The sequence below is a fragment of the Pseudazoarcus sp. NS36 genome, from assembly GCF_059703705.1.
This window is the reverse complement of record NZ_BAAKJA010000005.1, coordinates 12,311-31,893: the sequence shown is the minus strand read 5'-3', so window position 1 is coordinate 31,893 and position 19,583 is coordinate 12,311. Positions and strand designations below refer to the sequence as shown.

The following is a 19,583-nucleotide window of genomic DNA, read 5'->3' as shown; positions in this document are numbered from 1 at the left end:
GAACGTCATGACCGAACGCCCCTTCTCCACCGCCTGCGAACGCAACAAGGAGCCGATTCTGGCCGTGCTGCGCGAGCATTTCGCCGACCGCACGCGCGTGCTCGAAGTCGGCAGCGGAACCGGGCAGCACGCCGTGCACTTCGCGGCAAACCTGCCGCATCTGGTGTGGCAAACCTCGGACCGCGCCGAGAACCTGCCCGGCATCCGCGCCTGGCTGGCCAGCGCTCGCCTGCCCAACACGCCGGACACGCTGACGCTCGACGTCACCGGTACGTGGCCGGATGCGCGCTTTGACGCGGTGTTCTCGGCCAACACCTTGCACATCATGAGCTGGGCCGAGGTCGAGCGATTTTTCGCAGGCCTGGCCAGCGTACTCGCGCCGGACGCCGTACTGGCGATCTATGGCCCCTTCCGCTACGACGGGCGTCACACCAGCACCAGCAACGCCGCCTTCGAAGCCTCGTTGCAGGCGGCCGTACCGCACCGCGCCATCCGCGACTTCGAGGCCGTGGACGCACTCGCGCAAGGCATCGGGCTGAAGCTGGCACGGGACCACGCCATGCCGGCCAACAACCGCTGTCTGGTCTGGAGAAGATCAGCGTGAGCGAATCGCGCCGCGTCGTCATACTGGGCGCCGCCGGGCGCGACTTTCACGACTTCAATCTGCTCTATCGCGACAACCCGGCCTTCCAGGTGGTCGCCTTCACCGCCGCGCAGATTCCCGACATCGCCGGGCGACGCTATCCGCCCGAACTGGCAGGCGCGCTCTACCCCGAAGGCATCCCGATCCACGACGAGGCCGAGTTGCCTCGCCTGATCCGCGAACTCGACGTCGATCTGTGCCTGTTCGCCTATTCCGACATGCCCTATACGCGGGTGATGTCACTCTCGGCCATTGCCAACGCCGCCGGCGCCGACTTTCTGCTGGCCGGGCCGAAACACACTCAGCTCCAGAGCCGCAAGCCGGTCATTGCGGTGGTCGCCACCCGCACCGGTGCCGGCAAGAGCCCGGCCTGCCGGCGCATCGTCGACTTGCTCAGCGCACGTGGCTTGCGCGTGGTCACGGTGCGTCATCCGATGCCCTATGGCGATCTGGCAGCGCAGGCCGTGCAGCGTTTCGCCAGCCTGGACGACCTTACTCACCACCATTGCACCATCGAAGAGCGTGAGGAGTACGAGCCGCACATCGCAAGCGGCGGCGTGGTGTATGCCGGCGTCGATTACGCGGCCATCCTGCGCGCGGCCGAGAACGACCCGGCCGGCTGCGATGTCATCCTGTGGGACGGCGGCAACAACGATTTTCCGTTCTACCGTTCCGACCTCACCATCACGATTGCCGACCCTCACCGTGCCGGCGATGAGCTGATGTACTACCCGGGCGAGGTGAATCTGCGCATGGCCGATGTGGTGATCGTGAACAAGGTCGATTCCGCTGCGCGCGACCAGGTCGAGCAGGTGCGGCACAACATCGCGGCTGTGAACCCGGCCGCACGCGTCATCGAGGCACGTTCGCGCGTCACCACCGACGACCCGGCGGTAATCGCCGGCAAGCGCGTACTGGTCATTGAGGACGGGCCGACGCTGACCCACGGCGGCATGAGCATCGGCGCCGGCAGCATCGCGGCGCATGTCTGCGGCGCAGCCGAGATCGTTGATCCGCGGCCCTACGCTGTCGGCACCTTGAAAGAGACGTTTGCGAAATACCCGCATCTGCAGCGCACGCTGCCGGCCATGGGCTATGGCGCGGCGCAACTGCGGGATCTGGCGGCCACCATCGCCGCCTGCCCATGCGACGCCGTGGTGATCGGCACGCCGGTGGATCTGGCGCAGCTCATCGAACTGGGCCACCCCGCGACACGTGTGCGCTACGAACTGGAAGAAGCCGGACCGGAAGTGCTGCCCGAGGTGCTGGACGCGTTCGCCGCCGGGTACCTCGCTTGATCAATCGCCGGTGCGCGTCACCAGCAACTGGTCGATGCGGTAGTTGTCGATGTCCACCACCTCGAAACGATAGCCGGCGAAGTCCACCTTGTCGGTGCGCTTGGGCACCTTGCGCAGGCGGTACATCATGAAGCCGGCGATGGTCTCGTAGTTCTCGGCGTCGCCGAATTCGTCAATGCCGAGTGCGGTCATCACGTCTTCCACCGGCGTCACCCCGTCGATCAGCCACGACACTTCGTCGCGCTTGACGATCAGTTCCTCGCCGGCCGTGCCGCCCAGATCACCCATCACGGTGTTCATGACGTCCTGCAGCGTCAGCAGACCGACGATCAGTGCGTATTCATTGACGATCAGCGCGAAGTCTTCACGCGCGCTGCGGAAACGCTCCAGCGCCTCGAACAACGTCAGCGTATCGGGCAGCACCAGCGCCTCGTGCATCTGCGGGTCGGCAATCAAGGAGAGCTTCTTGCCGGCCAGCACGCGGGCAAACAACTCCTTGGATTCGACGTAGCCGACCACACTGTCGATGCCGCTCTCGCACACCGGAAACTTGCCATGCGGCGACTGCACGAGCTTCTCGCGGATGTTCTCTTCGTTCTCGTCGAGCCGGAAAAACACCACGCTGTCGCGCGAGGTCATCGCCGAGGTGACGGTGCGCTCGTCGAGTTCGAAGACGTTGGCAATCAGTTGATGTTCCTGCCGCAGCAAGGCGCCGGCTTGCGCGCCGGCATCCGCCATGGCGACGATTTCTTCGGACGTGATGTCTTCCGGGCGCACGCTGGGCAGGCCCAGCAGCTTGAACAACCAGTTGGCGAAACCGTCGAACAGCCACACCGCCGGCATGAACAGCTTGACCATGAAGCGCATCGGCCCGACCACGATCACCGCCACGCGCTCGGGGGCGTTCATCGCCAGGCGCTTCGGAATCAGGTCGGCAAACAGCACAAACGCGGACGTGATCAACACGAAGGCGATCACCGAACTCACCGCGGTCTGGTACTCGCCCGTGTAGATCACGCCAATCAGGCCCGCGAAGGCGGGAGACAGGACGGACTCGCCGAGGATGCCGCCCAGAATCGCCACGGCATTGAGCCCGATCTGTACCACCGTGAAGAAATGGCCGGGGTTCTCCTGCAGGCGCAGTACATCCTCGGCCGCAGTGCTACCCTGCTGGGCCAGCATGCGCAGCCGGATCTTGCGCGAGGCGGCCAGCGCAATCTCGGATATGGACAGCCAGGCACTCACGACAATGAGCACCCCGATCAGCAACAACTGACTCGCGATCTCCACCAGAAACACTCCACTACACCGGCGGCATGCGCCGGCAACCCGGCCATTCTAGCTGCGCGGGGCCATCAGCGTCTGCGGCACGATGTGCACGGTGTGCTCGCCGTTGGTGATCCACAGCTCACCATCCTGGATGGTGCATTGCAGCCGCATGCCGCGCTCGCACATCGCGACCAGCGCCGGAGCGATCTCGGCTTCGAGGTTGATGACCGTCAGCTTGTCCTGTCGTCCCAGCTTGCTGGCAATGCCGTTCCACCAGACATCGGCGGCCCGCCCGTAGCTCAGCAGCACCACTGCGTCGGCACGGCCGCAGGCCTTGCGCACCCACTTTTCGTCGGGCTGGCCGATGTCGATCCAGCGCAGCACGGCCCCGGTCAGGTCGCGCAACCAGAGGTCCGGCTCGTCATCCACCCACAGGCCCTTGCCGAACTCCAGCCGCTCTTCGGCGAACAGCGCAAAAGCCACCAGACGCACCATCATGCGGTCTTCGGTTTCGGATGGATGGCGCGCCAGCGCCAGCGCGTGGGTGGCGTAATAGCCGCGATCCATGTCGGAGATGGTCAGTTCGACTTTGTAGATGGTGGCTTTGAGCGCCATTGTGGTTCCTAGTGAATGTTGCCGCGGCCCGACTGCAGCCAGGTGCGCACGGCCTCTGCCGAATGCGCGAACACCAGATCGCGTGTGGTCTCCGGCAGCTCGCGGGCCAGCGCCGCGAACAAGGCCTCATTGGTTTCGCGCGCCAGCCCATCGGCGGCAAGGCTGTTGGCGAGACACTGGATCTGGATGTTGGACAGCGCGTCGGCCACCAGTCGCCAGCCCAGCGCCGGCATCGACGTCGCCAGGCCGAGCAGCATGCCGCCCAGCGCCTGCGCGATGACCTCGGCTTCGTCCTTGTCCTCGCAGGCGATCATGGCGTGCCACAGTGCCAGATGCACGCTGCGCCGCAGATCGATCTTGAAGTCGATGACATTGCCCTCGCCTGCTGCGATGGCTGCGAACTGGCGACCGAAGCGGGCATCGGCCTCGGCGTCGAGCCCGGTGCGCAGACCGCCCAGCAGCGCCGACAACGCGGGAATGGCCTGCAGGCCGAAGGCGCGACTATACGCCACGCCCCATTGATCCAGACCGGTCACCAACATGGCCAGGCGCAAGGCCCGGGCTTCGTCGTGTTCACCCGCCTTCGCCCAGTTCGACAGGGCTTCGATCAGCATTGATACGCCCTCACCGGCCGCGGCCTCGTCGCCCTCGACGCTCAGGCGGAACACCTGCGCAAAGGCATCCTGCGCCATGCGCGCAGCACGCAGCTGCACGTCGCGCGATGCGAGAGCCGCAAGTTCGTCGGGCGGAATGGCGTGTTCGGCGGGCGTACTCATGCGCTTTCCTGCGAAAAGGCGCGATTGTGCCGGTCGCCGCCGATGCGGGCAAACCCAGGTTTTCGCAAGGCCACTGCAGGCACGCGGTTTTTGTACGCCTCCCGACCTGCCACAATGAAAGACCGCAGCCACCGAGCCTCCCCTTGACCGATCAAGCCGCCCCCTTCTCAGAGCTCACGCCAGACCACATGCTGAGTGCCCTGGAGTCCGTCGGCCTCGCGCCGGACGGCCGCCTGCTGGCGCTCAACAGCTTCGAGAACCGCGTCTACCAGATCGGCATCGAGGACGGACCGATGCGCGTCGTCAAGTTCTATCGCCCGGGGCGCTGGAGCGACGAGGCCATCCTTGAGGAGCATGCCTTCAGTACAGAGTTGTCCGAACGCGAACTGCCGGTCATTCCGCCGCTGGTCATCAACGGGCACACCCTGCACCACTTCGAGAACCTGCGCTTTGCGCTGTTTGAACGCGTCGGCGGCCGCGCGCCGGAGCTGGGCGACCCCGACACGCGCGAATGGATGGGGCGCTTTCTCGGCCGCATTCATGCCATTGGCGCCATCACGCCGTTCGCCCACCGGCCCAGTATCGACATCTCCACCTTCGGAACCGAACCGCGCGACTGGTTGCTCGCAAGCGATTTCCTCCCGCCCGATCTACGCGAAGCCTGGGAATCGATCAGCGCCATGGCGCTCGACGGTGTGCGTCGCTGCTTCGAACGCGCTGGCGACTACACCAGCCTGCGTCTGCACGGCGACTGCCACGTCGGCAACGTGCTGTGGAACGAGTATGCCGACCCGCCGGGGCCACAGTTCGTCGACTTCGACGACAGCCGCATGGGCCCGGCGGTGCAGGATCTGTGGATGCTCCTGTCCGGCTCGCGCGAGGAGATGAGCGTGCAGCTCGCCGACGTGCTGGCCGGCTATGAGGATTTTCACGACTTCTCGCCGCGCGAACTGCATCTGGTCGAGGCCCTGCGCACGCTGCGCCTGCTGCACTACTCGGGCTGGATCGCCCGGCGCTGGCAGGATCCGGCCTTTCCGGCGGCCTTCTCGTGGTTCGGCACGCAACGCTACTGGCAGGACCGCGTGCTGGAACTGCGCGAGCAGATCGCGCTGATGGACGAGCCGCCCTTGTGGGCGCTGCCATAATGCAGGCGACAGCAACCCGGACGAGACACCCATGAGCCACGACTGCGACCACGACCACCCGCCGCACACCCACGCAGAGCCGGGCATTCCGCGCCACGGGAAATTCGATCCGCAGGCATTTGAAAAGGCGGTCATCGCCCTGCTCGAAGCATGCGGTGTTTCAGCCGATGGGGCGCACACCGGCCGCACCGCCACGCGCGTGCGCGAGCTGTGGCAGAAGCGACTGCTTGGCGGCTACGAACTGGACCCGGCCGAAGCGCTGGGCGACGGCTTCGAGGATGCACGGCGCGACATGGTGGTGATCCGCGGCATTTCGGTGCACGGCGTGTGCCCGCATCACCTTGTGCCATTTCGCGGGGTTGCACATGTGGCCTATCTTCCGGGCGGACGCCTGCACGGCTTCGGCCGCATCGCCCGCATGGTCGACGCGCTGGGCCACCGTTTCACCTACCAGGAATGGCTCACGCGCGACATTGCCGACGCACTCATGCGTCACGGCCACGCACGCGGCGCGGCGTGCATCATCGAGGCCGAACAATTATGTCTGTTGATGGGCGAAGACCGGCGCGGTGACGAACGCGTCATCACGCAGGCCTTCAGCGGGGAATTCGAGACTTCGGACCAGTACCGCAACGAGTTCCTGCACGCGCTGCGCTGAGTTCAGTTGACGACGACGTGCAGCGTACGTTTCTGTGCGCCGACGTCGACCAACACCACCTCACGTCCCAACAATACGACGCTGCCACGCTGGCGATCATCACCCGAGCCGGAATACTCGAAGTCATACACGCGCCGCAGCGTGACATGGCCATGCTCATTGCGCACCGAGCGCAGCGAGCTGACTGAAACCGTGTCGTCGAGCAACTGCAAGCCGTCGCGTTCACAGGCACGACGCGCTGCCGCGACGCCAAGCTCACGCACCTTCACGCTGTCCAGCCAGAACCAGGCCACCAGACACAGCACGAGCAGCGAAACGGTTTCGAACAGCATCCTGATATCCACGGGCAGACGCCCGCGGAGCGGGCCTCACAGCAGCATACCGCGGATCGTGAAGAACAGGATTGCGGCCATCAGACCGGACGCCGGAACCGTGATGACCCAGGCCGAGACGATACGCACGATCTGCGAACGCTTGACCAACTCGTGGCGATAGACCTTGCGCAGGCCCTTGCGCTCGGTTTTCGAGAAGTTGGCCGGATCGACGCGCTTCTTCTGCGCCTTCTTCAGCTCGCGCAGCATCGCCCCCTTCTCCTCGATCGAGGCGACATCGAAGCGGCGCAAGAAGGCTTCGATGGCTTCCTGATCCCCTTCAGGGTGGTGCTGCTTGATCTCGTCGACCATGCGCGCGTAGTTGCTCTTGAGGTATTCGCGCAGGAAACCCACACCAAACACGCCACCAACCGCAATATGCGTGGTCGACACCGGGATGCCCAGCTGGCTGGCGATGATGACGGTGATGGTTGCCGCCATGGCGATGCAGTAGGCCCGCATCTGATCGAGTTCGGTGATTTCCGAGCCCACGGTGCGGATCACCTTGGGCCCGAACAACCACAGGCCGATCGACAGGCCGATGCCACCGACGACCATGACCCACAGCGGAATCGGCGCGCTGGTTGCGATCTCCGATGCGCCAGTGGACACAACTTCGACAATCGCCGCGAGCGGGCCCACGGCGTTCGCAACGTCGTTGGAGCCATGCGCGAAGGACAGCAGCGCGGCCGCACAGATCAGCGGCACCGTAAACAGCCGGTTGACGCCGTCCTTGGAGTTGTCGATGTCGGCCATTCTCGCCGTGACGCGCGCCCGAACGAGAAAGAACACCACCACGGCAACTGCGGCGCCAATAAGCAGCGAGGTCGTGAAGCTGACCTTGATGAGTTTGGAGAAGCCCTTCTCCATCAGATAGGAACCGAAGGCGAACGCCATCGCCGCGATCAGCCACGGCACCATGTTGCGGGCTGCCGTCACGAGGTCGGACTTGTAGGTGATGGAGCGCTTGACCAGATACAGGAAGCCGGCTGCGATGAGACCACCCATCAGCGGCGAAACGACCCAGCTGGCAACGATCTGCGCGACCGTGTTCCAGTTGGCAATATCCATGCCGCTGGACGCGATGCCGGCACCCAGTACGGCGCCGACGATGGAATGCGTGGTCGACACCGGCGCACCAAGCACGGTGGCGATGTTGAGCCAGATGGCCGCAGCCAGCAGCGCAGCCATCATGACCCACAGGAAGGTGTCGGCGTTGGCGATCTGGCTCGGGTCGATGATGCCGTTGCGGATGGTGCCAACCACCTCACCCCCGGCGATGATCGCGCCGGCGGCCTCGAAAATGGCAGCGATCGCCAGTGCCCCGCCGAGCGTCAGCGCCTTGGAGCCGACCGCCGGACCGACGTTGTTGGCGACGTCGTTGGCGCCGATGTTCATCGCCATGTAGCCGCCGATCATGGCCGCCACAACCACAAACATGCTGCTGCCGACGTCTCCGCGCATCATCGCGAACAGCATCACCCCGACCATGAACAACACGGCGATGCCGATCCGGAAAAGCTCTACCCGGCCTTTCTTCGTCGCCTTTTCCAGCTCGTCGATATGCTTGAGTTCCACGCGTCGTCCGCCCGTTCACTAAAGGCCGTATTGTTGCAGAAATGCTTTTGCAACGAAAACGTAACAGACCGGCTCAGAGCCGATCGTACTTGGTGGCCGTGCCACGCGCACGCTCGGCCGGATAGCGCTCGGCGTTGATCGCGAGCTTGCGTTCAGCCGCCACAGCCAGGTCGACCTCGAGCACATCAGCCAGACGTACCAGATACATCAGCACGTCGGCCATTTCGAGCGCGACCGCTTCGCGCTGCGGCTCGCTCAGTGCGGCCGACTGCTCGGCCGTGAGCCACTGGAAGTGCTCGATCAGCTCGCCGGCCTCGCCCGACAGCGCCATCGCCAGATTCTTGGGCGTGTGGAACTGCGCCCAGTCACGTTCTGCGGCGAAGGCGCGCAAGGCGTCGCGTAGGCGGATGAGGCTGTCTTCACTCACGGGATGTGGTGCTCCACATCAAAGCCGGCGCCGTCATCTTCAGCGAGTGTCTTCACCAGCCAGGGCATGCACTCCTCCAGCAGCTGAGGCAGCACCCACGGCGGATTGATGATGAACAGTCCGCTACCGAACATGCCCCCGAGTCCTGCCTTGCCGGGCGAGCGCACGGCCATGCGCACGTCGAGCCAGCTGTCGGCGCCCAGATCACGCAGGGCCTCGGGCAGCGCCCGCGCCTCCGGGCGCGCCAGCAGCGGATACCACAGCACATAGGTGCCTTCAGCAAAACGGCGCATGGCGTCACCGAGTACCTGCACGACCTGCTTGTAGTCCTGCTTGACCTCGTAGGACGGATCGATCAGTACGACTGCACGCCGGGTCGGCGGAGGCAACAATCCACGCAGACAGGCCAGGCCATCGGCCTTGCGCACGACAACACGGTCGGCATCGCGCGCGAAGGTCTGCGCCAGCAACTCGGCGTCCGCCGGGTGCAGCTCGAACAGGCGCATACGATCCTGCTCACGCAGTTCAGTCATGGCCAGTGCCGGTGAGCCGGGGTAGAAATTCAGACTGCCGTGCGGGTTGAACTGCCGCACCGCAGCAAGATAGGGCGCAAATGCCTCCGGCACCTCGTCACGCTCGCCCAGGCGCCCGATGCCCAGGCGGTGCTCGCCGGTCTTCTCCGCGTGCTCGCCGGTCAGTGCGTAGCAACCCGCGCCGGCATGCGTATCGATGTACCACCAGGGCTTTTCCTTGCGCGAGAAATAGCGCAGCACTTCGAGCAGCACGAAATGCTTGAGTACGTCGGCGTGATTGCCGGCGTGAAAGGCGTGGCGGTAGCTGAGCATGTCGAACTGCGGCGGAGAAAGGGTTCCAATGCTAACACTGGCGCGAAGTCGCCGCGCCACAAGGCACGGTGCGCTTGTTATCATTGCGCCCTGCACAAAAAATGACCTGCGGCACGACTCGCGGGGGACGACAGGGAGTAAGGCAATGCCCATCTACGCGCTCGGCGACAAGACACCGCAATTCGGCGAAGGCTGCTGGATGGCCGAAAACGCCACGGTCATCGGCCAGGTCCGCGCAGGCCGCAACGTGAGCTTCTGGTACAACGTGGTGGTCCGCAGCGACAACGACATCATCACCATCGGCGACGACACCAACATCCAGGATGGCTCCATCCTGCACTGCGATTTCGGCGTACCGCTGACCATCGGCCAACGCGTCTCGCTCGGCCACAAGGTGATGCTGCACGGCTGCACCATCGGCGACTCGACGCTGATCGGCATCAACGCCGTGATCCTGAACAACGCCGTGATCGGCAAGGGCTGCATCATCGGTGCCAATGCACTGATCCCGGAAGGCAAGGTGATTCCCGACCGCTCGCTGGTGGTCGGCTCGCCGGGGCGCATCATCCGCGAAGTCACCGACGAGGAACTCGCGCGGATCGAACACAACGCCGACCACTACATCGAGAACGTGCGCCTGTACTCGGCCGGCCTCACCCGCGTCGGCGATTCTGCCCAGTCGCTGTAAGCCCTGTACCGGGTTTGTAACAGGGCTTACATCGCTTTACAGCCAAGCACCAGCATGACGCGAGGCACGCGTTACACTCCGGCTCCATCCGGACCTTATGCGGAGTTACCAATGAAACGCAACGTCGTCCCCGCCCTGCTCGCCGCCGCCCTGATCGCACTCTCGGCCCCGGCCTTTGCCAAGCCGCCGGCACCCACCACCATCGACCTTTCGGCTGACGCCGGCAGCAAGGCCGAAAACGACCTCGGCCGCGCCCAGCTCTACTTCGAAGCCAGTGACAAGAGCGCTCCGGCGCTTGCCGCCAAGGTCAATCGCGCCATCGCGGACGCCCTCGAAACAGCCAAACCCTTTACCTCGGTGATGACCTCCACCGCCGGCAGCTCCACCTATCCGGTGCATGACCGCGAAGGCAATCGCATCGAAGCCTGGCGCATGCGTTCCACCATCGAGCTCGAAAGCCGCGACATGGGCGCCTTGTCGGCACTCATCGGGCAACTGCAGCAGACCCTGTTGATTGCCAGCCTGAACATGCAGCCCGCCCCGGAAACCCGTGCCAAGGCAGCAAACGTAGCTGCGGTTGACGCCATCCGGGCCTTCGAAGAGCGCGCCGAAGTGCTCTCCAACGCACTGGGCAAGCGCTATCGCATCCGTCATCTGTCGGTGCAGCACGCCGGCTCGGTGCCGGTATATCCGATGATGCGCGCCAGCGCCATGTCGTTTGCCAAGGACGAGGCCGCTCCGCTGCAGGGTGGGCAGAGCGAGATCACCGTCAACGTCAGCGGCACCATCGAACTGATCGACTGAAGCGGAACACCAGATGAAACTGCCCCATTCCCGCCTGCGTCTGTCCGCCATCGCTCTCGTTCTCGCGGCCAGCGTCCTTGTCGCCGGCACGGCCTGGACCAGCGGTAAAACCGAGACACGCGGGTTCGTGTGCGACAGCGGCGACCGTTTTGTCGTCGAATTCCTGACCGACCACGTGCGTCTGCGCCATGGCAGCGGCGTGTTCTCTCTCGCCGAGGTCAAACCCGGTCGGGTCTGGAGTGACGGCCAGCGCATCCTGCAGGCTGGCGTTTCGGCGGCAGTGCTGGAACTGCCCGGCAACGAACAGGCGCACACCTGCGTCGCTGCGCCGGCGTGATTGCGCTGATTCAGCGCGTTTCCCGCGCGGAAGTGACCGTGGCCGGCCAGGTGGTTGGCCGCATCGGTCACGGCATGCTGGCGCTGATCGGCGTTGAACGCGGTGACACCATCGCCAACGCCGAGCGGCTGCTCGAACGGCTGCTCGACTACCGCATCTTTTCCGACGAAAACGGCCGCATGAACCGATCGCTGCAAGACAGCGGCGGCAGCCTGTTGCTGGTGCCGCAATTCACGCTCGCGGCCGACACACGCAAAGGCAACCGCCCGAGCTTTTCCAGCGCTGCCGAACCTGCCCACGCGCAGGAGCTGTTCGAACATCTGGTCAGCGAGGCACGTGCAAGCACTACGGATATCGCCAGCGGACGCTTCGGCGCCGACATGTCGGTTTCGCTGGTGAATGAAGGGCCGGTAACTTTCCGGCTCGAGGCCTGACTCCGGCCGCGCTTCAGCGCGGCGCCGGTACCTGCACGAAAATCTCTTCCTTGCGGGTCAGCCCCAGATCGAAGCGGGCTCGCTCCTCAATGGCCTCATTGCCCGACTTCAGGTCTTCTACCTCCGCCGCCAGTGCAGCATTGCGCTGCTCCAGCGTGCGATTGACCTCGCGCTGCTCCGCCAGCCGGGCATCGACTTCCCAGGCGCGAAACCAGCCCCCCTTGCCGACCCACAGCGGGTACTGCAGTGCCACAGCCAGTGCAGCGAGGAGAATCAGCGGCCAGCGCATCGTCAGGAAGTCCGTCTGTGCAAAGGCCGGCATCGCAGGATGCCGGCCGTGTCGTACGAAACCGCCGTCTTCAGACAGCGGATCCGGTCAGCGCAAACGCAGGTTGTAGAAGGCATTGCGACCCGGATAGGCCACCAGATCACCCAGATCTTCCTCGATGCGCAGCAGCTGGTTGTACTTCGAGATGCGGTCCGAGCGGCTCAGCGAACCGGTCTTGATCTGCATGGCCGACAGGCCGACCGCGATGTCCGCGATGGTCGAGTCTTCGGTTTCACCCGAGCGGTGCGAGATCACGGCGGTATAGCCCGCGCGCTTGGCCATTTCGACAGCGGCAAAGGTCTCGGTCAGCGTGCCGATCTGGTTGATCTTGATGAGGATCGAGTTGGCGATGCCCTGCTCGATACCCTGCGACAGGATCGCGGTGTTGGTCACGAACAGGTCGTCACCGACCAGCTGCACCTTCTTGCCCAGGCGCTCGGTCAGCGTCTTCCAGCCGGCCCAGTCGTTCTCGGCCATGCCGTCCTCGATCGACACGATCGGGAAACGGTTGCACAGATCTTCCAGATAGTCGGTGAAGCCGGCGGCATCGAGCGTCTTGCCTTCGCCAGCCAGCACGTACTTGCCATCCTTGTAGAACTCGGAGGCGGCGCAATCCAGCGCCAGCAACACGTCCTTGCCCGGCACGTAGCCGGCCGCAGAAATAGCTTCCTGGATCAGGTTCAGCGCTTCTTCGGTGCCCGACACGTTGGGGGCGAAGCCGCCTTCGTCGCCGACCGTGGTCGGATAGCCCTTCTTGTCGGTGATCTTCTTGAGGTGGTGGAAGATCTCGGCGCCGCAGCGCAGGGCCTCGCGGAAGCTGCCCATGCTCACCGGCATGATCATGCATTCCTGAATGTCGAGGCTGTTGTTGGCGTGCTCGCCACCGTTGATGACGTTCATCATCGGCACCGGCATGGACATCGGGCCCGAACCGCCGAAGTAGCGGAACAGCGGCAGACCGGCTTCCTCGGCGGCGGCCTTGGCCACCGCCATCGAAACGGCCAGCGTGGCGTTGGCGCCCAGGCGGGACTTGTTGTCGGTGCCGTCGAGCTCGATCAGGGTGCGATCGATGAAGGTCTGCTCTTCGGCGTCCAGCCCGATCAGCGCTTCGGAGATTTCGGTGTTCACGTTCTCGACGGCGCGCAGCACGCCCTTGCCGAGATAGCGCGCGGCATCGCCGTCGCGCAGTTCGATGGCTTCACGCGAGCCGGTGGACGCGCCGGACGGCACGGCCGCACGGCCCATGACGCCGGATTCGAGCAGCACGTCGGCTTCGACCGTGGGATTGCCGCGCGAATCAAGAATCTCGCGGGCGATGACGTCGATGATTGCACTCATTCAGTTTTCCTCAGACAGTTTCGATTCTTGGATGGGGACGTCGCGGCGCGATGATCGCAGCCAGGCGTGACGCCCGCGTTGCATGCTTCAGGCGCCGACGGCCTCGATGAAGCCGTGCTTCTTGACCAGCGCATCAATCTCGACGAGCTGCGACAGCAGCGCCTTCATCTGCCCCATCGGCCATGCGTTGGGGCCATCGGACAAGGCTTTTTCCGGGTTGGGGTGCGACTCCATGAACAGGCCGGCCACCCCCACCGCAACTGCCGCACGCGCCAGCACCGGCACGAACTCGCGCTGACCGCCGGAACTGGTGCCCTGCCCGCCGGGCAACTGCACGGAGTGCGTGGCGTCGAACACCACCGGACAACCGGTCTCGCGCATGATCGCCAGACCACGCATGTCGGTGACGAGGTTGTTGTAGCCGAAGGAGACGCCGCGCTCGCAAACCATGATGTTGTCATTGCCACCGCTGGCTTCACGCGCCTTGTCGACGACGTTCTTCATGTCGCCGGGCGCGAGGAACTGGCCCTTCTTGATGTTCACCGGCTTGCCGCAGGTAGCGACCGCGCGGATGAAATCGGTCTGGCGGCACAGAAAGGCCGGCGTCTGCAGCACGTCAACCGCGGCCGCAACCGCAGGAACTTCCTCGACGGTATGCACATCGGTCAGCACCGGAACGCCCAGCGTCTCGCGCACCTCGACGAGAATATCCAGCCCCTGCTGCATGCCCAGCCCGCGGAACGAACTGCCCGAGCTGCGGTTGGCCTTGTCGTAGGACGACTTGTAGATGAAGGGAATACCCAGCTCGTCGGTGATTTCCTTGAGCTCAGCGGCGGTTTCGAGCGCCATCTGGCGCGACTCGATCACGCACGGGCCGGAAATCAGGAACAGCGGCCGGTCAATGCCGACCTCGAATCCGCACAGTTTCATCACTTGCCTGCCTTGCTCTCTTTCGAGGCGATTGCGGCCTTCAGATAGGCCGTGAACAACGGGTGCCCAGTTCGCGGGTTGGACGTGAATTCCGGGTGGAACTGGCAACCGACGAACCACGGGTGATCCGGCAGTTCGACCATCTCGCACAGTTCCGTTCCACCGGCACGACCGGCCACGCGCAAACCCTTGGCTTCCAGCGCCGGCAACAGACGGTTGTTGACCTCGTAGCGGTGGCGATGGCGTTCGATGATCTCAGGCGCACCGTACACCTCACGCGCCAGCGACCCCTCAGCAAGGTGGCAAAGCTGGCCACCCAGACGCATGGTGCCGCCCAGATCGGAATCCTCGCTGCGCTTCTCGCGCTTGCCGCTGCGATCTTCCCATTCGGTGATCAGACCGATCACCGGAGACGGCGACGCGGCATCGAACTCGGTGGAGTGCGCGCCTTCCAGACCGGCCACGTTGCGCGCGAACTCGACCACCGCCAGCTGCATACCCAGGCAGATACCCAGATACGGCACCTTGTTCTCACGGGCGTAGCGGATCGCGGCGATCTTGCCTTCGGTGCCACGCTTGCCGAAGCCGCCCGGCACGAGGATGGCATCCATGTCCTTGAGCACGCCACATCCCTGGCGCTCGATGTCTTCCGAGTCGATGTAGTGAATCTTCACTTTCGATTCGGTGTGCATGCCGGCGTGGTTGAGCGCCTCGATCAGCGACTTGTAGGACTCGGTCAGATCGACGTACTTGCCGACAAACGCGATGTCGACGCTCTGCTTGGGGTTCTCGAGCGCATGCACGAGCTTGTCCCACACCGACAGATCGGCCGACCGTGCCAGGAGGTCGAGCTTGTGACACACGATCTGGTCGAGCATCTGGCCATGCAGCATGCTCGGAATCTTGTAGATCGAATCGGCGTCGAGGCACTCGATGACGGCTTCCGGCATGACGTTGCAGAACAGCGCGATCTTGCGCCGCTCGTCGACCGGAATCGAACGGTCCGCGCGGCACAGCAGGATGTCGGGCTGAATGCCGATCTCGCGCAGCTCCTTCACCGAGTGCTGCGTCGGCTTGGTCTTGAGCTCGCCGGCGGTCGGGATATAGGGCAGCAGCGTGAGGTGGATGAAGCAGGTGCGATTGCGCCCTTCCTCGAAACCCATCTGGCGGATGGCTTCCAGAAACGGCAGCGATTCGATGTCACCCACCGTGCCGCCCACCTCGACGATGGCCACGTCGGCGCCCTCGGCGCCGCGCTTGACGTACTGCTTGATCTCGTCGGTGATGTGCGGAATGACCTGCACGGTCTTGCCCAGATACTCGCCGCGCCGCTCCTTCTTGATGACCGACTCGTAGATCTGGCCCGTCGTGAAGTTGTTGCGCTTGCTCATCTTGGCGCTGGTGAAGCGCTCGTAGTGGCCCAGATCAAGGTCGGTCTCGGCGCCGTCTTCGGTCACGAAGACCTCGCCGTGCTGAAACGGGCTCATGGTGCCCGGATCGACGTTGATGTAGGGGTCCAGCTTGAGATGGGTGACGCGGATGCCGCGCGACTCGAGGATCGCGCCAAGCGAAGCGGCGGAAATGCCCTTGCCCAGCGAGGACACGACACCACCGGTAACGAATACGTATTTGGTCATGGGAACAGAGCTGCGGGAAAGCAGAATCATAACCGATGTGCCTGTGGCTGAGAAAGAATGCACGCTTCAGACTCGCCTGTTCGCTTCTCCTCGCATCGCTCCGCTGCTACCTTGCAAGGCGATGACGAAGGAGTATCGCCACACGTGCAGACCCCCTTGCTCGCACGCCTTGCCCCGTGGTTGTTGATGCCGCTGTATCTTGCGGCACTCCTGGTCGTAGACCGCCTGAGCACACCGCTTGCCCAGGCTCCGACCTACCACGCCTTTGCCGATTCGCGCGCGCTGCTCGGCATTGCCAACTTCGCAGATGTCGTCAGCAACCTGGCCATTCTGCTTCCGGCCCTGGCCGGTCTCATCCAGGTCCAGGCGCGCGACGCACAGGCCTGCTTCGGCTCGATCTTCGAGCGCGCTTTCGCCACGCTGTTCTTTCTGGCGCTGGTCACCATCGGCCTCGGTTCGAGCTGGTATCACCTTGCACCCGACAACGACCGCCTGCTGCTCGACCGTGTGCCCATTGCACTGGCTTTTACCAGCACCATTGCCTGGCTGATTGCCGAACGCAGCTGGCTGCGCAAATCCGCTGCGCTGGCGTTGTTGCCATGGATTGCCCTCGGGCCTGCCAGCGTGCTGTGGTGGTACGCCGGAGAGTTGTCGGGCCAGGGCGACCTGCGGCCCTATCTCGTGCTGTATGCCTTCGCCTTTGTCGTGCCGCCACTGCTGATGCGCATGCCCTCACAGTACAACCGTCGCAGCGCCTACTGGACTGCTTACTTCGCGTTCGTGCTGGGCATGGTGTGCGATCGGCTCGATCACCAGATCTACGCCCTGCTCGGCGGCCTGATCAGCGGCCACACCCTCAAGCACCTGCTGATGGGCTATGCCATCGCGGTGCTGGCACGCATGCTGCACCTGCGACGACTGAGATTCCGCTAGCGCAGGAACTCCCGGTTGATCTCGCCGAACAGCGGATCGTCCCCACTCTCCAGCCATTCGAAGGCCACCATCTCGCGCGTCACCACATCGATGCCGTGCGCGCGCATGCGCTCGATGGCCAGTTCGCGGTCCAGCGGCCGGCGCGAACCCACTGCATCCGCCACCAGAAACACGCGCTTGCCGGCCTGCGCCAGATCGAGCGCGGTCTGCTGCACGCAGACATGCGTCTCGGTACCGCACACGATCACGTCCTCGCGCTCATGCACGGCCGTACCGGCCAGACAGCCGTCGGCCATCGCCGAAAACCGGCGCTTGGCCACCACCTGCACGCCGGAGGCCGCTTGCAGGATGGCCTCGACGCTGTGACCGATCTTGTCCGGGCAATGCTCGGTCACCACCGTCGGCACTCCCAGCCGCTCGGCGACCTGCATCAGCCATACGCAATGCGCGAGCACGTTGCGTCCGTCGTCGATGGCCGGCGCCAGCCGCTGCTGCACGTCCACCACCAGCAATACCGAATACGCCCGGCGCATGCGAAACCCGGCTGCCTTCATGTTCAGCTCCTCAGTTCGGGACGGTCGCGAAAATGCGCAAGCGCCTCGGGGTTGGCCAGTGCCTCGATATTGTCCACCGCCTCGCCATGCACGATCTTGCGCACGGCCAGTTCGACCAGCTTGCCGCTCTTGGTGCGCGGAAGCTCGGCCACCTGCACGATACGCGTCGGCACATGGCGCGGCGTGGTGTGGGCGCGGATGGTTTCGCGGATACGCGCCGTCAGTGCCTCATCGAGCATCACAGCGTCGCGCAGACGCACGAACAACACCACACGCTGGTCGGTGGGCTTGTCCGGCGGCCAGTCCTGACCGATGGCGATCGATTCGAGCACCTCGTCGAGCCGCTCGACCTGGCGATAGATCTCGGCCGTGCCGATACGCACTCCGCCCGGATTGAGGGTGGCATCCGAGCGGCCGTGGATGACGAACCCGCCATGCGCAGTGCGTTCGCAGTAATCCCCGTGACACCACACGCCGGCAAAGCGCTCGAAGTAGGCCTTGCGGTAACGGCTGCCATCCGCGTCGTTCCAGAAACCAACCGGCATGGCCGGAAACGGGTGAGTGCAGACCAGCTCACCCTTCTGCCCCGCCACCGGACGGCCCTCGGCGTCGAACACCGCCACCGCCATGCCCAGGCCGGCACACTGGATCTCGCCACGCCACACCGGCAGAGTCGGGTTGCCGAGCACGAAGCAGGACACGATGTCCGTTCCGCCGGAAATCGAGGCCAGACACAGCTCCGGCTTGATGTCGCGATAGACGTAGTCAAAACCTTCGGCCACCAGCGGGCTGCCGGTGGACAGCAGCATGCGCAGCGCGCCCAGATCATGCGTGCGGCGCGGCGCCAGACCGGCCTTGGCGATGGCGTCGATGAATCTTGCCGAGGTACCGAAATGCGTTACGCCCTCCGCCGCGGCATAGTCGAACAGCAAGGCACCGTCGTCGAGCGTGGGCGCGCCGTCGTAGAGCAACAGCGTCGCCCCCGAAGCCAGGCAGCTGACCAGCCAGTTCCACATCATCCAGCCGCAGGTCGTGAAGTAGAACAAGCGGTCGCCGGCCCGCAGATCGCAGTGCAGACGCTGTTCCTTGAGATGCTGCAGCAGCACCCCGCCGGCGCCGTGCACGATGCACTTCGGCACACCGGTCGTGCCCGAGGAATACAGGATGTAGAGCGGGTGATCAAAGGGCATCCGGGCGAAGTCGATGTCGCACACCCCGTCGTGCGGAGCGAGAAAATCCGCCCACGACTGCGCGCCACGAAGTTCACCCGGCAGCTCGGCCGCCCCGGCATACGGCACGATGACGACGCGCTCCACGCTGGGCAATTGCGCCACGGCCTCGGCCACGCGCGGCAGGGTGTCCACACGCTTTCGGTTGTAGAAGTAGCCGTCGGCCACCACCAGCAGTCCGGGCCGCGTCTGACCGAAACGGTCAAGCACGCCCTGCACCCCGAAGTCCGGCGAGGCCGATGTGAACACCGCGCCAAGGCTGGCTGTGGCCAGCATCAACACCACCGTTTCGGGCAGGTTGGGCAACCACGCGGCAACGCGGTCTCCCGGCACAATGCCGGCCGCGCGCAAGGCCGCCGCGCATCGGGCAACCTCGGCATGCAGCGCGGCAAAGCTGATGCGGCGTTCCACGCGATCCTCACCGCGGAAGACGATGGCATCCGCGTCATCGCGCCGGCGCAGCAGATTCTCGGCGAAGTTCAGCCGTGCCTCGGGAAACCAGCGCGCGCCGGGCATGGCCGCACGCTGCTCGCACACGACTGCACCGGGCTCGCCAACGACCTCGCAGAAATCCCAGACGCTGCGCCAGAAATCCTCGCGCCGCTCGACCGACCAGCGATGCAGCGCGGCGTAGTCATCCTCCGCGAAGCCGTGGCCGCGCGCAAAACGCGCCATCGCACTGGCTGCCACCGCCGCCTGCGTGGGCCGCCACATCGGCTGCTCATGATCGTCCATGGCCCTCCCCC

At 64.7% G+C, this 19,583-nt stretch carries 22 protein-coding genes; 9 read left to right on the top strand and 13 right to left on the bottom strand.

Translation table 11 applies throughout. The features are described from left to right. Nucleotides 1-7: 7 nt before the first annotated feature. Nucleotides 8-604 carry a DUF938 domain-containing protein gene (locus tag AC6H0R_RS08875; RefSeq protein ID WP_497581007.1) on the top strand — a complete coding sequence of 199 codons (597 nt, stop codon included), beginning with the start codon at nucleotides 8-10 and terminating at the stop codon, nucleotides 602-604. After that, a complete protein-coding gene (locus tag AC6H0R_RS08870; RefSeq protein ID WP_497581006.1) occupies nucleotides 601-1,941 on the top strand; it encodes a cyclic 2,3-diphosphoglycerate synthase in 1,341 nt (446 codons plus the stop codon). The genes AC6H0R_RS08875 and AC6H0R_RS08870 overlap by 4 nt, the downstream gene beginning before the upstream one ends. Here the strand turns inward: AC6H0R_RS08870 and paeA are convergent, their stop codons facing one another. Genes paeA through AC6H0R_RS08855 form a run of 3 tightly spaced genes read right to left on the bottom strand, consistent with a single transcriptional unit; the run spans nucleotide 1,942 to nucleotide 4,601 of the window. Next, nucleotides 1,942-3,225, bottom strand: a complete 1,284-nt coding sequence (gene paeA, locus AC6H0R_RS08865; RefSeq protein ID WP_497581269.1) for a polyamine export protein PaeA — start codon at nucleotides 3,223-3,225, stop codon at nucleotides 1,942-1,944. 54 nt (nucleotides 3,226-3,279) lie between these two features. Next, nucleotides 3,280-3,825 carry a YaeQ family protein gene (locus tag AC6H0R_RS08860; RefSeq protein ID WP_497581005.1) on the bottom strand — a complete coding sequence of 182 codons (546 nt, stop codon included), beginning with the start codon at nucleotides 3,823-3,825 and terminating at the stop codon, nucleotides 3,280-3,282. An 8-nt stretch (nucleotides 3,826-3,833) separates the two neighbouring features. Continuing rightward, entirely contained in the window at nucleotides 3,834-4,601 is a 768-nt protein-coding gene (locus tag AC6H0R_RS08855) for a hypothetical protein (RefSeq protein WP_497581004.1), read from the bottom strand. Nucleotides 4,602-4,744: 143 nt separating this feature from the next. Here AC6H0R_RS08855 and AC6H0R_RS08850 point away from each other — a divergent pair, with 143 nt between their 5' ends. Together AC6H0R_RS08850 and folE are read left to right on the top strand one after the other, a co-directional pair. Further along, nucleotides 4,745-5,746, top strand: coding sequence for a serine/threonine protein kinase (locus tag AC6H0R_RS08850; protein ID WP_497581003.1), 1,002 nt, complete (start codon nucleotides 4,745-4,747; stop codon nucleotides 5,744-5,746). A 31-nt stretch (nucleotides 5,747-5,777) separates the two neighbouring features. Further along, nucleotides 5,778-6,404 carry a GTP cyclohydrolase I FolE gene (gene folE, locus AC6H0R_RS08845; protein ID WP_497581002.1) on the top strand — a complete coding sequence of 209 codons (627 nt, stop codon included), beginning with the start codon at nucleotides 5,778-5,780 and terminating at the stop codon, nucleotides 6,402-6,404. A gap of 2 nt (nucleotides 6,405-6,406) precedes the next feature. Here folE and AC6H0R_RS08840 read toward each other — a convergent pair whose 3' ends face one another. The 4 genes from AC6H0R_RS08840 to AC6H0R_RS08825 form a co-directional block, all read right to left on the bottom strand. Continuing rightward, nucleotides 6,407-6,736: a DUF3301 domain-containing protein gene (locus tag AC6H0R_RS08840; protein ID WP_497581001.1), complete on the bottom strand. Its 330-nt coding sequence runs from the start codon at nucleotides 6,734-6,736 to the stop codon at nucleotides 6,407-6,409. 36 nt (nucleotides 6,737-6,772) lie between these two features. Beyond that, the gene (locus AC6H0R_RS08835; RefSeq protein WP_497581000.1) at nucleotides 6,773-8,353 is read right to left on the bottom strand and encodes an inorganic phosphate transporter; all 1,581 of its coding nucleotides are present in this window, start codon (nucleotides 8,351-8,353) and stop codon (nucleotides 6,773-6,775) included. Nucleotides 8,354-8,426: 73 nt separating this feature from the next. Then, entirely contained in the window at nucleotides 8,427-8,780 is a 354-nt protein-coding gene (locus AC6H0R_RS08830; protein WP_497580999.1) for a nucleotide pyrophosphohydrolase, read from the bottom strand. Then, nucleotides 8,777-9,625: a 23S rRNA (adenine(2030)-N(6))-methyltransferase RlmJ gene (locus AC6H0R_RS08825; protein WP_497580998.1), complete on the bottom strand. Its 849-nt coding sequence runs from the start codon at nucleotides 9,623-9,625 to the stop codon at nucleotides 8,777-8,779. The genes AC6H0R_RS08830 and AC6H0R_RS08825 overlap by 4 nt, the downstream gene beginning before the upstream one ends. A 145-nt stretch (nucleotides 9,626-9,770) precedes the next feature. Between AC6H0R_RS08825 and AC6H0R_RS08820 the strand changes: the two genes are divergently transcribed. The 4 genes from AC6H0R_RS08820 to dtd all read left to right on the top strand — a co-directional run bounded on the left by AC6H0R_RS08820 (nucleotide 9,771) and on the right by dtd (nucleotide 11,888). Continuing rightward, nucleotides 9,771-10,313: a gamma carbonic anhydrase family protein gene (locus tag AC6H0R_RS08820; protein WP_497580997.1), complete on the top strand. Its 543-nt coding sequence runs from the start codon at nucleotides 9,771-9,773 to the stop codon at nucleotides 10,311-10,313. Nucleotides 10,314-10,424: 111 nt separating this feature from the next. After that, complete coding sequence (locus AC6H0R_RS08815; RefSeq protein ID WP_497580996.1) at nucleotides 10,425-11,117, top strand: SIMPL domain-containing protein; 693 nt, start codon at nucleotides 10,425-10,427, stop codon at nucleotides 11,115-11,117. 13 nt (nucleotides 11,118-11,130) lie between these two features. Next, on the top strand, nucleotides 11,131-11,454 hold the full coding sequence (locus tag AC6H0R_RS08810; protein WP_497580995.1) for a hypothetical protein: 324 nt from the start codon (nucleotides 11,131-11,133) through the stop codon (nucleotides 11,452-11,454). Further along, the gene (gene dtd, locus AC6H0R_RS08805; RefSeq protein ID WP_497580994.1) at nucleotides 11,451-11,888 is read left to right on the top strand and encodes a D-aminoacyl-tRNA deacylase; all 438 of its coding nucleotides are present in this window, start codon (nucleotides 11,451-11,453) and stop codon (nucleotides 11,886-11,888) included. Before AC6H0R_RS08810 ends, dtd begins: the two co-directional genes overlap by 4 nt. Nucleotides 11,889-11,901: 13 nt before the next feature. On the opposite strand, the gene ftsB is transcribed toward dtd, so the two are convergent. The 4 genes from ftsB to pyrG all read right to left on the bottom strand — a co-directional run bounded on the left by ftsB (nucleotide 11,902) and on the right by pyrG (nucleotide 16,121). Further along, nucleotides 11,902-12,177, bottom strand: a complete 276-nt coding sequence (gene ftsB / locus AC6H0R_RS08800) for a cell division protein FtsB (protein ID WP_497581268.1) — start codon at nucleotides 12,175-12,177, stop codon at nucleotides 11,902-11,904. An 87-nt stretch (nucleotides 12,178-12,264) separates the two neighbouring features. After that, nucleotides 12,265-13,554 carry a phosphopyruvate hydratase gene (gene eno / locus AC6H0R_RS08795; protein ID WP_497580993.1) on the bottom strand — a complete coding sequence of 430 codons (1,290 nt, stop codon included), beginning with the start codon at nucleotides 13,552-13,554 and terminating at the stop codon, nucleotides 12,265-12,267. An 87-nt stretch (nucleotides 13,555-13,641) separates the two neighbouring features. Then, a complete protein-coding gene (gene kdsA / locus AC6H0R_RS08790; protein ID WP_497580992.1) occupies nucleotides 13,642-14,484 on the bottom strand; it encodes a 3-deoxy-8-phosphooctulonate synthase in 843 nt (280 codons plus the stop codon). Continuing rightward, the gene (gene pyrG / locus AC6H0R_RS08785; protein ID WP_497580991.1) at nucleotides 14,484-16,121 is read right to left on the bottom strand and encodes a CTP synthase; all 1,638 of its coding nucleotides are present in this window, start codon (nucleotides 16,119-16,121) and stop codon (nucleotides 14,484-14,486) included. The genes kdsA and pyrG overlap by 1 nt, the downstream gene beginning before the upstream one ends. A gap of 144 nt (nucleotides 16,122-16,265) precedes the next feature. Between pyrG and AC6H0R_RS08780 the strand changes: the two genes are divergently transcribed. Beyond that, entirely contained in the window at nucleotides 16,266-17,054 is a 789-nt protein-coding gene (locus AC6H0R_RS08780; protein ID WP_497580990.1) for a hypothetical protein, read from the top strand. Here AC6H0R_RS08780 and AC6H0R_RS08775 read toward each other — a convergent pair. After that, a complete protein-coding gene (locus AC6H0R_RS08775) occupies nucleotides 17,051-17,608 on the bottom strand; it encodes an isochorismatase family protein (protein ID WP_497580989.1) in 558 nt (185 codons plus the stop codon). The two genes, AC6H0R_RS08780 and AC6H0R_RS08775, sit on opposite strands and share 4 nt — an antisense overlap. A gap of 2 nt (nucleotides 17,609-17,610) precedes the next feature. Then, a complete protein-coding gene (locus AC6H0R_RS08770) occupies nucleotides 17,611-19,572 on the bottom strand; it encodes an acetoacetate--CoA ligase (protein ID WP_497580988.1) in 1,962 nt (653 codons plus the stop codon). Between the last annotated feature and the right edge of the window lie 11 nt (nucleotides 19,573-19,583).

Excerpts from the sequence above, each read along its gene's own strand:
- AC6H0R_RS08775 (WP_497580989.1), bottom strand. The coding sequence starts at position 17,608 with ATGAAGGCAGCCGGGTTTCGCATGCGCCGGGCGTATTCGGTATTGCTG.
- eno (WP_497580993.1), bottom strand. The coding sequence starts at position 13,554 with ATGAGTGCAATCATCGACGTCATCGCCCGCGAGATTCTTGATTCGCGC.
- AC6H0R_RS08825 (WP_497580998.1), bottom strand. The coding sequence starts at position 9,625 with ATGCTCAGCTACCGCCACGCCTTTCACGCCGGCAATCACGCCGACGTA.
- AC6H0R_RS08855 (WP_497581004.1), bottom strand. The coding sequence starts at position 4,601 with ATGAGTACGCCCGCCGAACACGCCATTCCGCCCGACGAACTTGCGGCT.
- AC6H0R_RS08875 (WP_497581007.1), top strand. The coding sequence starts at position 8 with ATGACCGAACGCCCCTTCTCCACCGCCTGCGAACGCAACAAGGAGCCG.
- folE (WP_497581002.1), top strand. The coding sequence starts at position 5,778 with ATGAGCCACGACTGCGACCACGACCACCCGCCGCACACCCACGCAGAG.
- pyrG (WP_497580991.1), bottom strand. The coding sequence starts at position 16,121 with ATGACCAAATACGTATTCGTTACCGGTGGTGTCGTGTCCTCGCTGGGC.
- AC6H0R_RS08770 (WP_497580988.1), bottom strand. The coding sequence starts at position 19,572 with ATGGACGATCATGAGCAGCCGATGTGGCGGCCCACGCAGGCGGCGGTG.
- ftsB (WP_497581268.1), bottom strand. The coding sequence starts at position 12,177 with ATGCGCTGGCCGCTGATTCTCCTCGCTGCACTGGCTGTGGCACTGCAG.
- kdsA (WP_497580992.1), bottom strand. The coding sequence starts at position 14,484 with ATGAAACTGTGCGGATTCGAGGTCGGCATTGACCGGCCGCTGTTCCTG.
- AC6H0R_RS08810 (WP_497580995.1), top strand. The coding sequence starts at position 11,131 with ATGAAACTGCCCCATTCCCGCCTGCGTCTGTCCGCCATCGCTCTCGTT.
- AC6H0R_RS08820 (WP_497580997.1), top strand. The coding sequence starts at position 9,771 with ATGCCCATCTACGCGCTCGGCGACAAGACACCGCAATTCGGCGAAGGC.
- AC6H0R_RS08815 (WP_497580996.1), top strand. The coding sequence starts at position 10,425 with ATGAAACGCAACGTCGTCCCCGCCCTGCTCGCCGCCGCCCTGATCGCA.
- AC6H0R_RS08860 (WP_497581005.1), bottom strand. The coding sequence starts at position 3,825 with ATGGCGCTCAAAGCCACCATCTACAAAGTCGAACTGACCATCTCCGAC.
- AC6H0R_RS08840 (WP_497581001.1), bottom strand. The coding sequence starts at position 6,736 with ATGCTGTTCGAAACCGTTTCGCTGCTCGTGCTGTGTCTGGTGGCCTGG.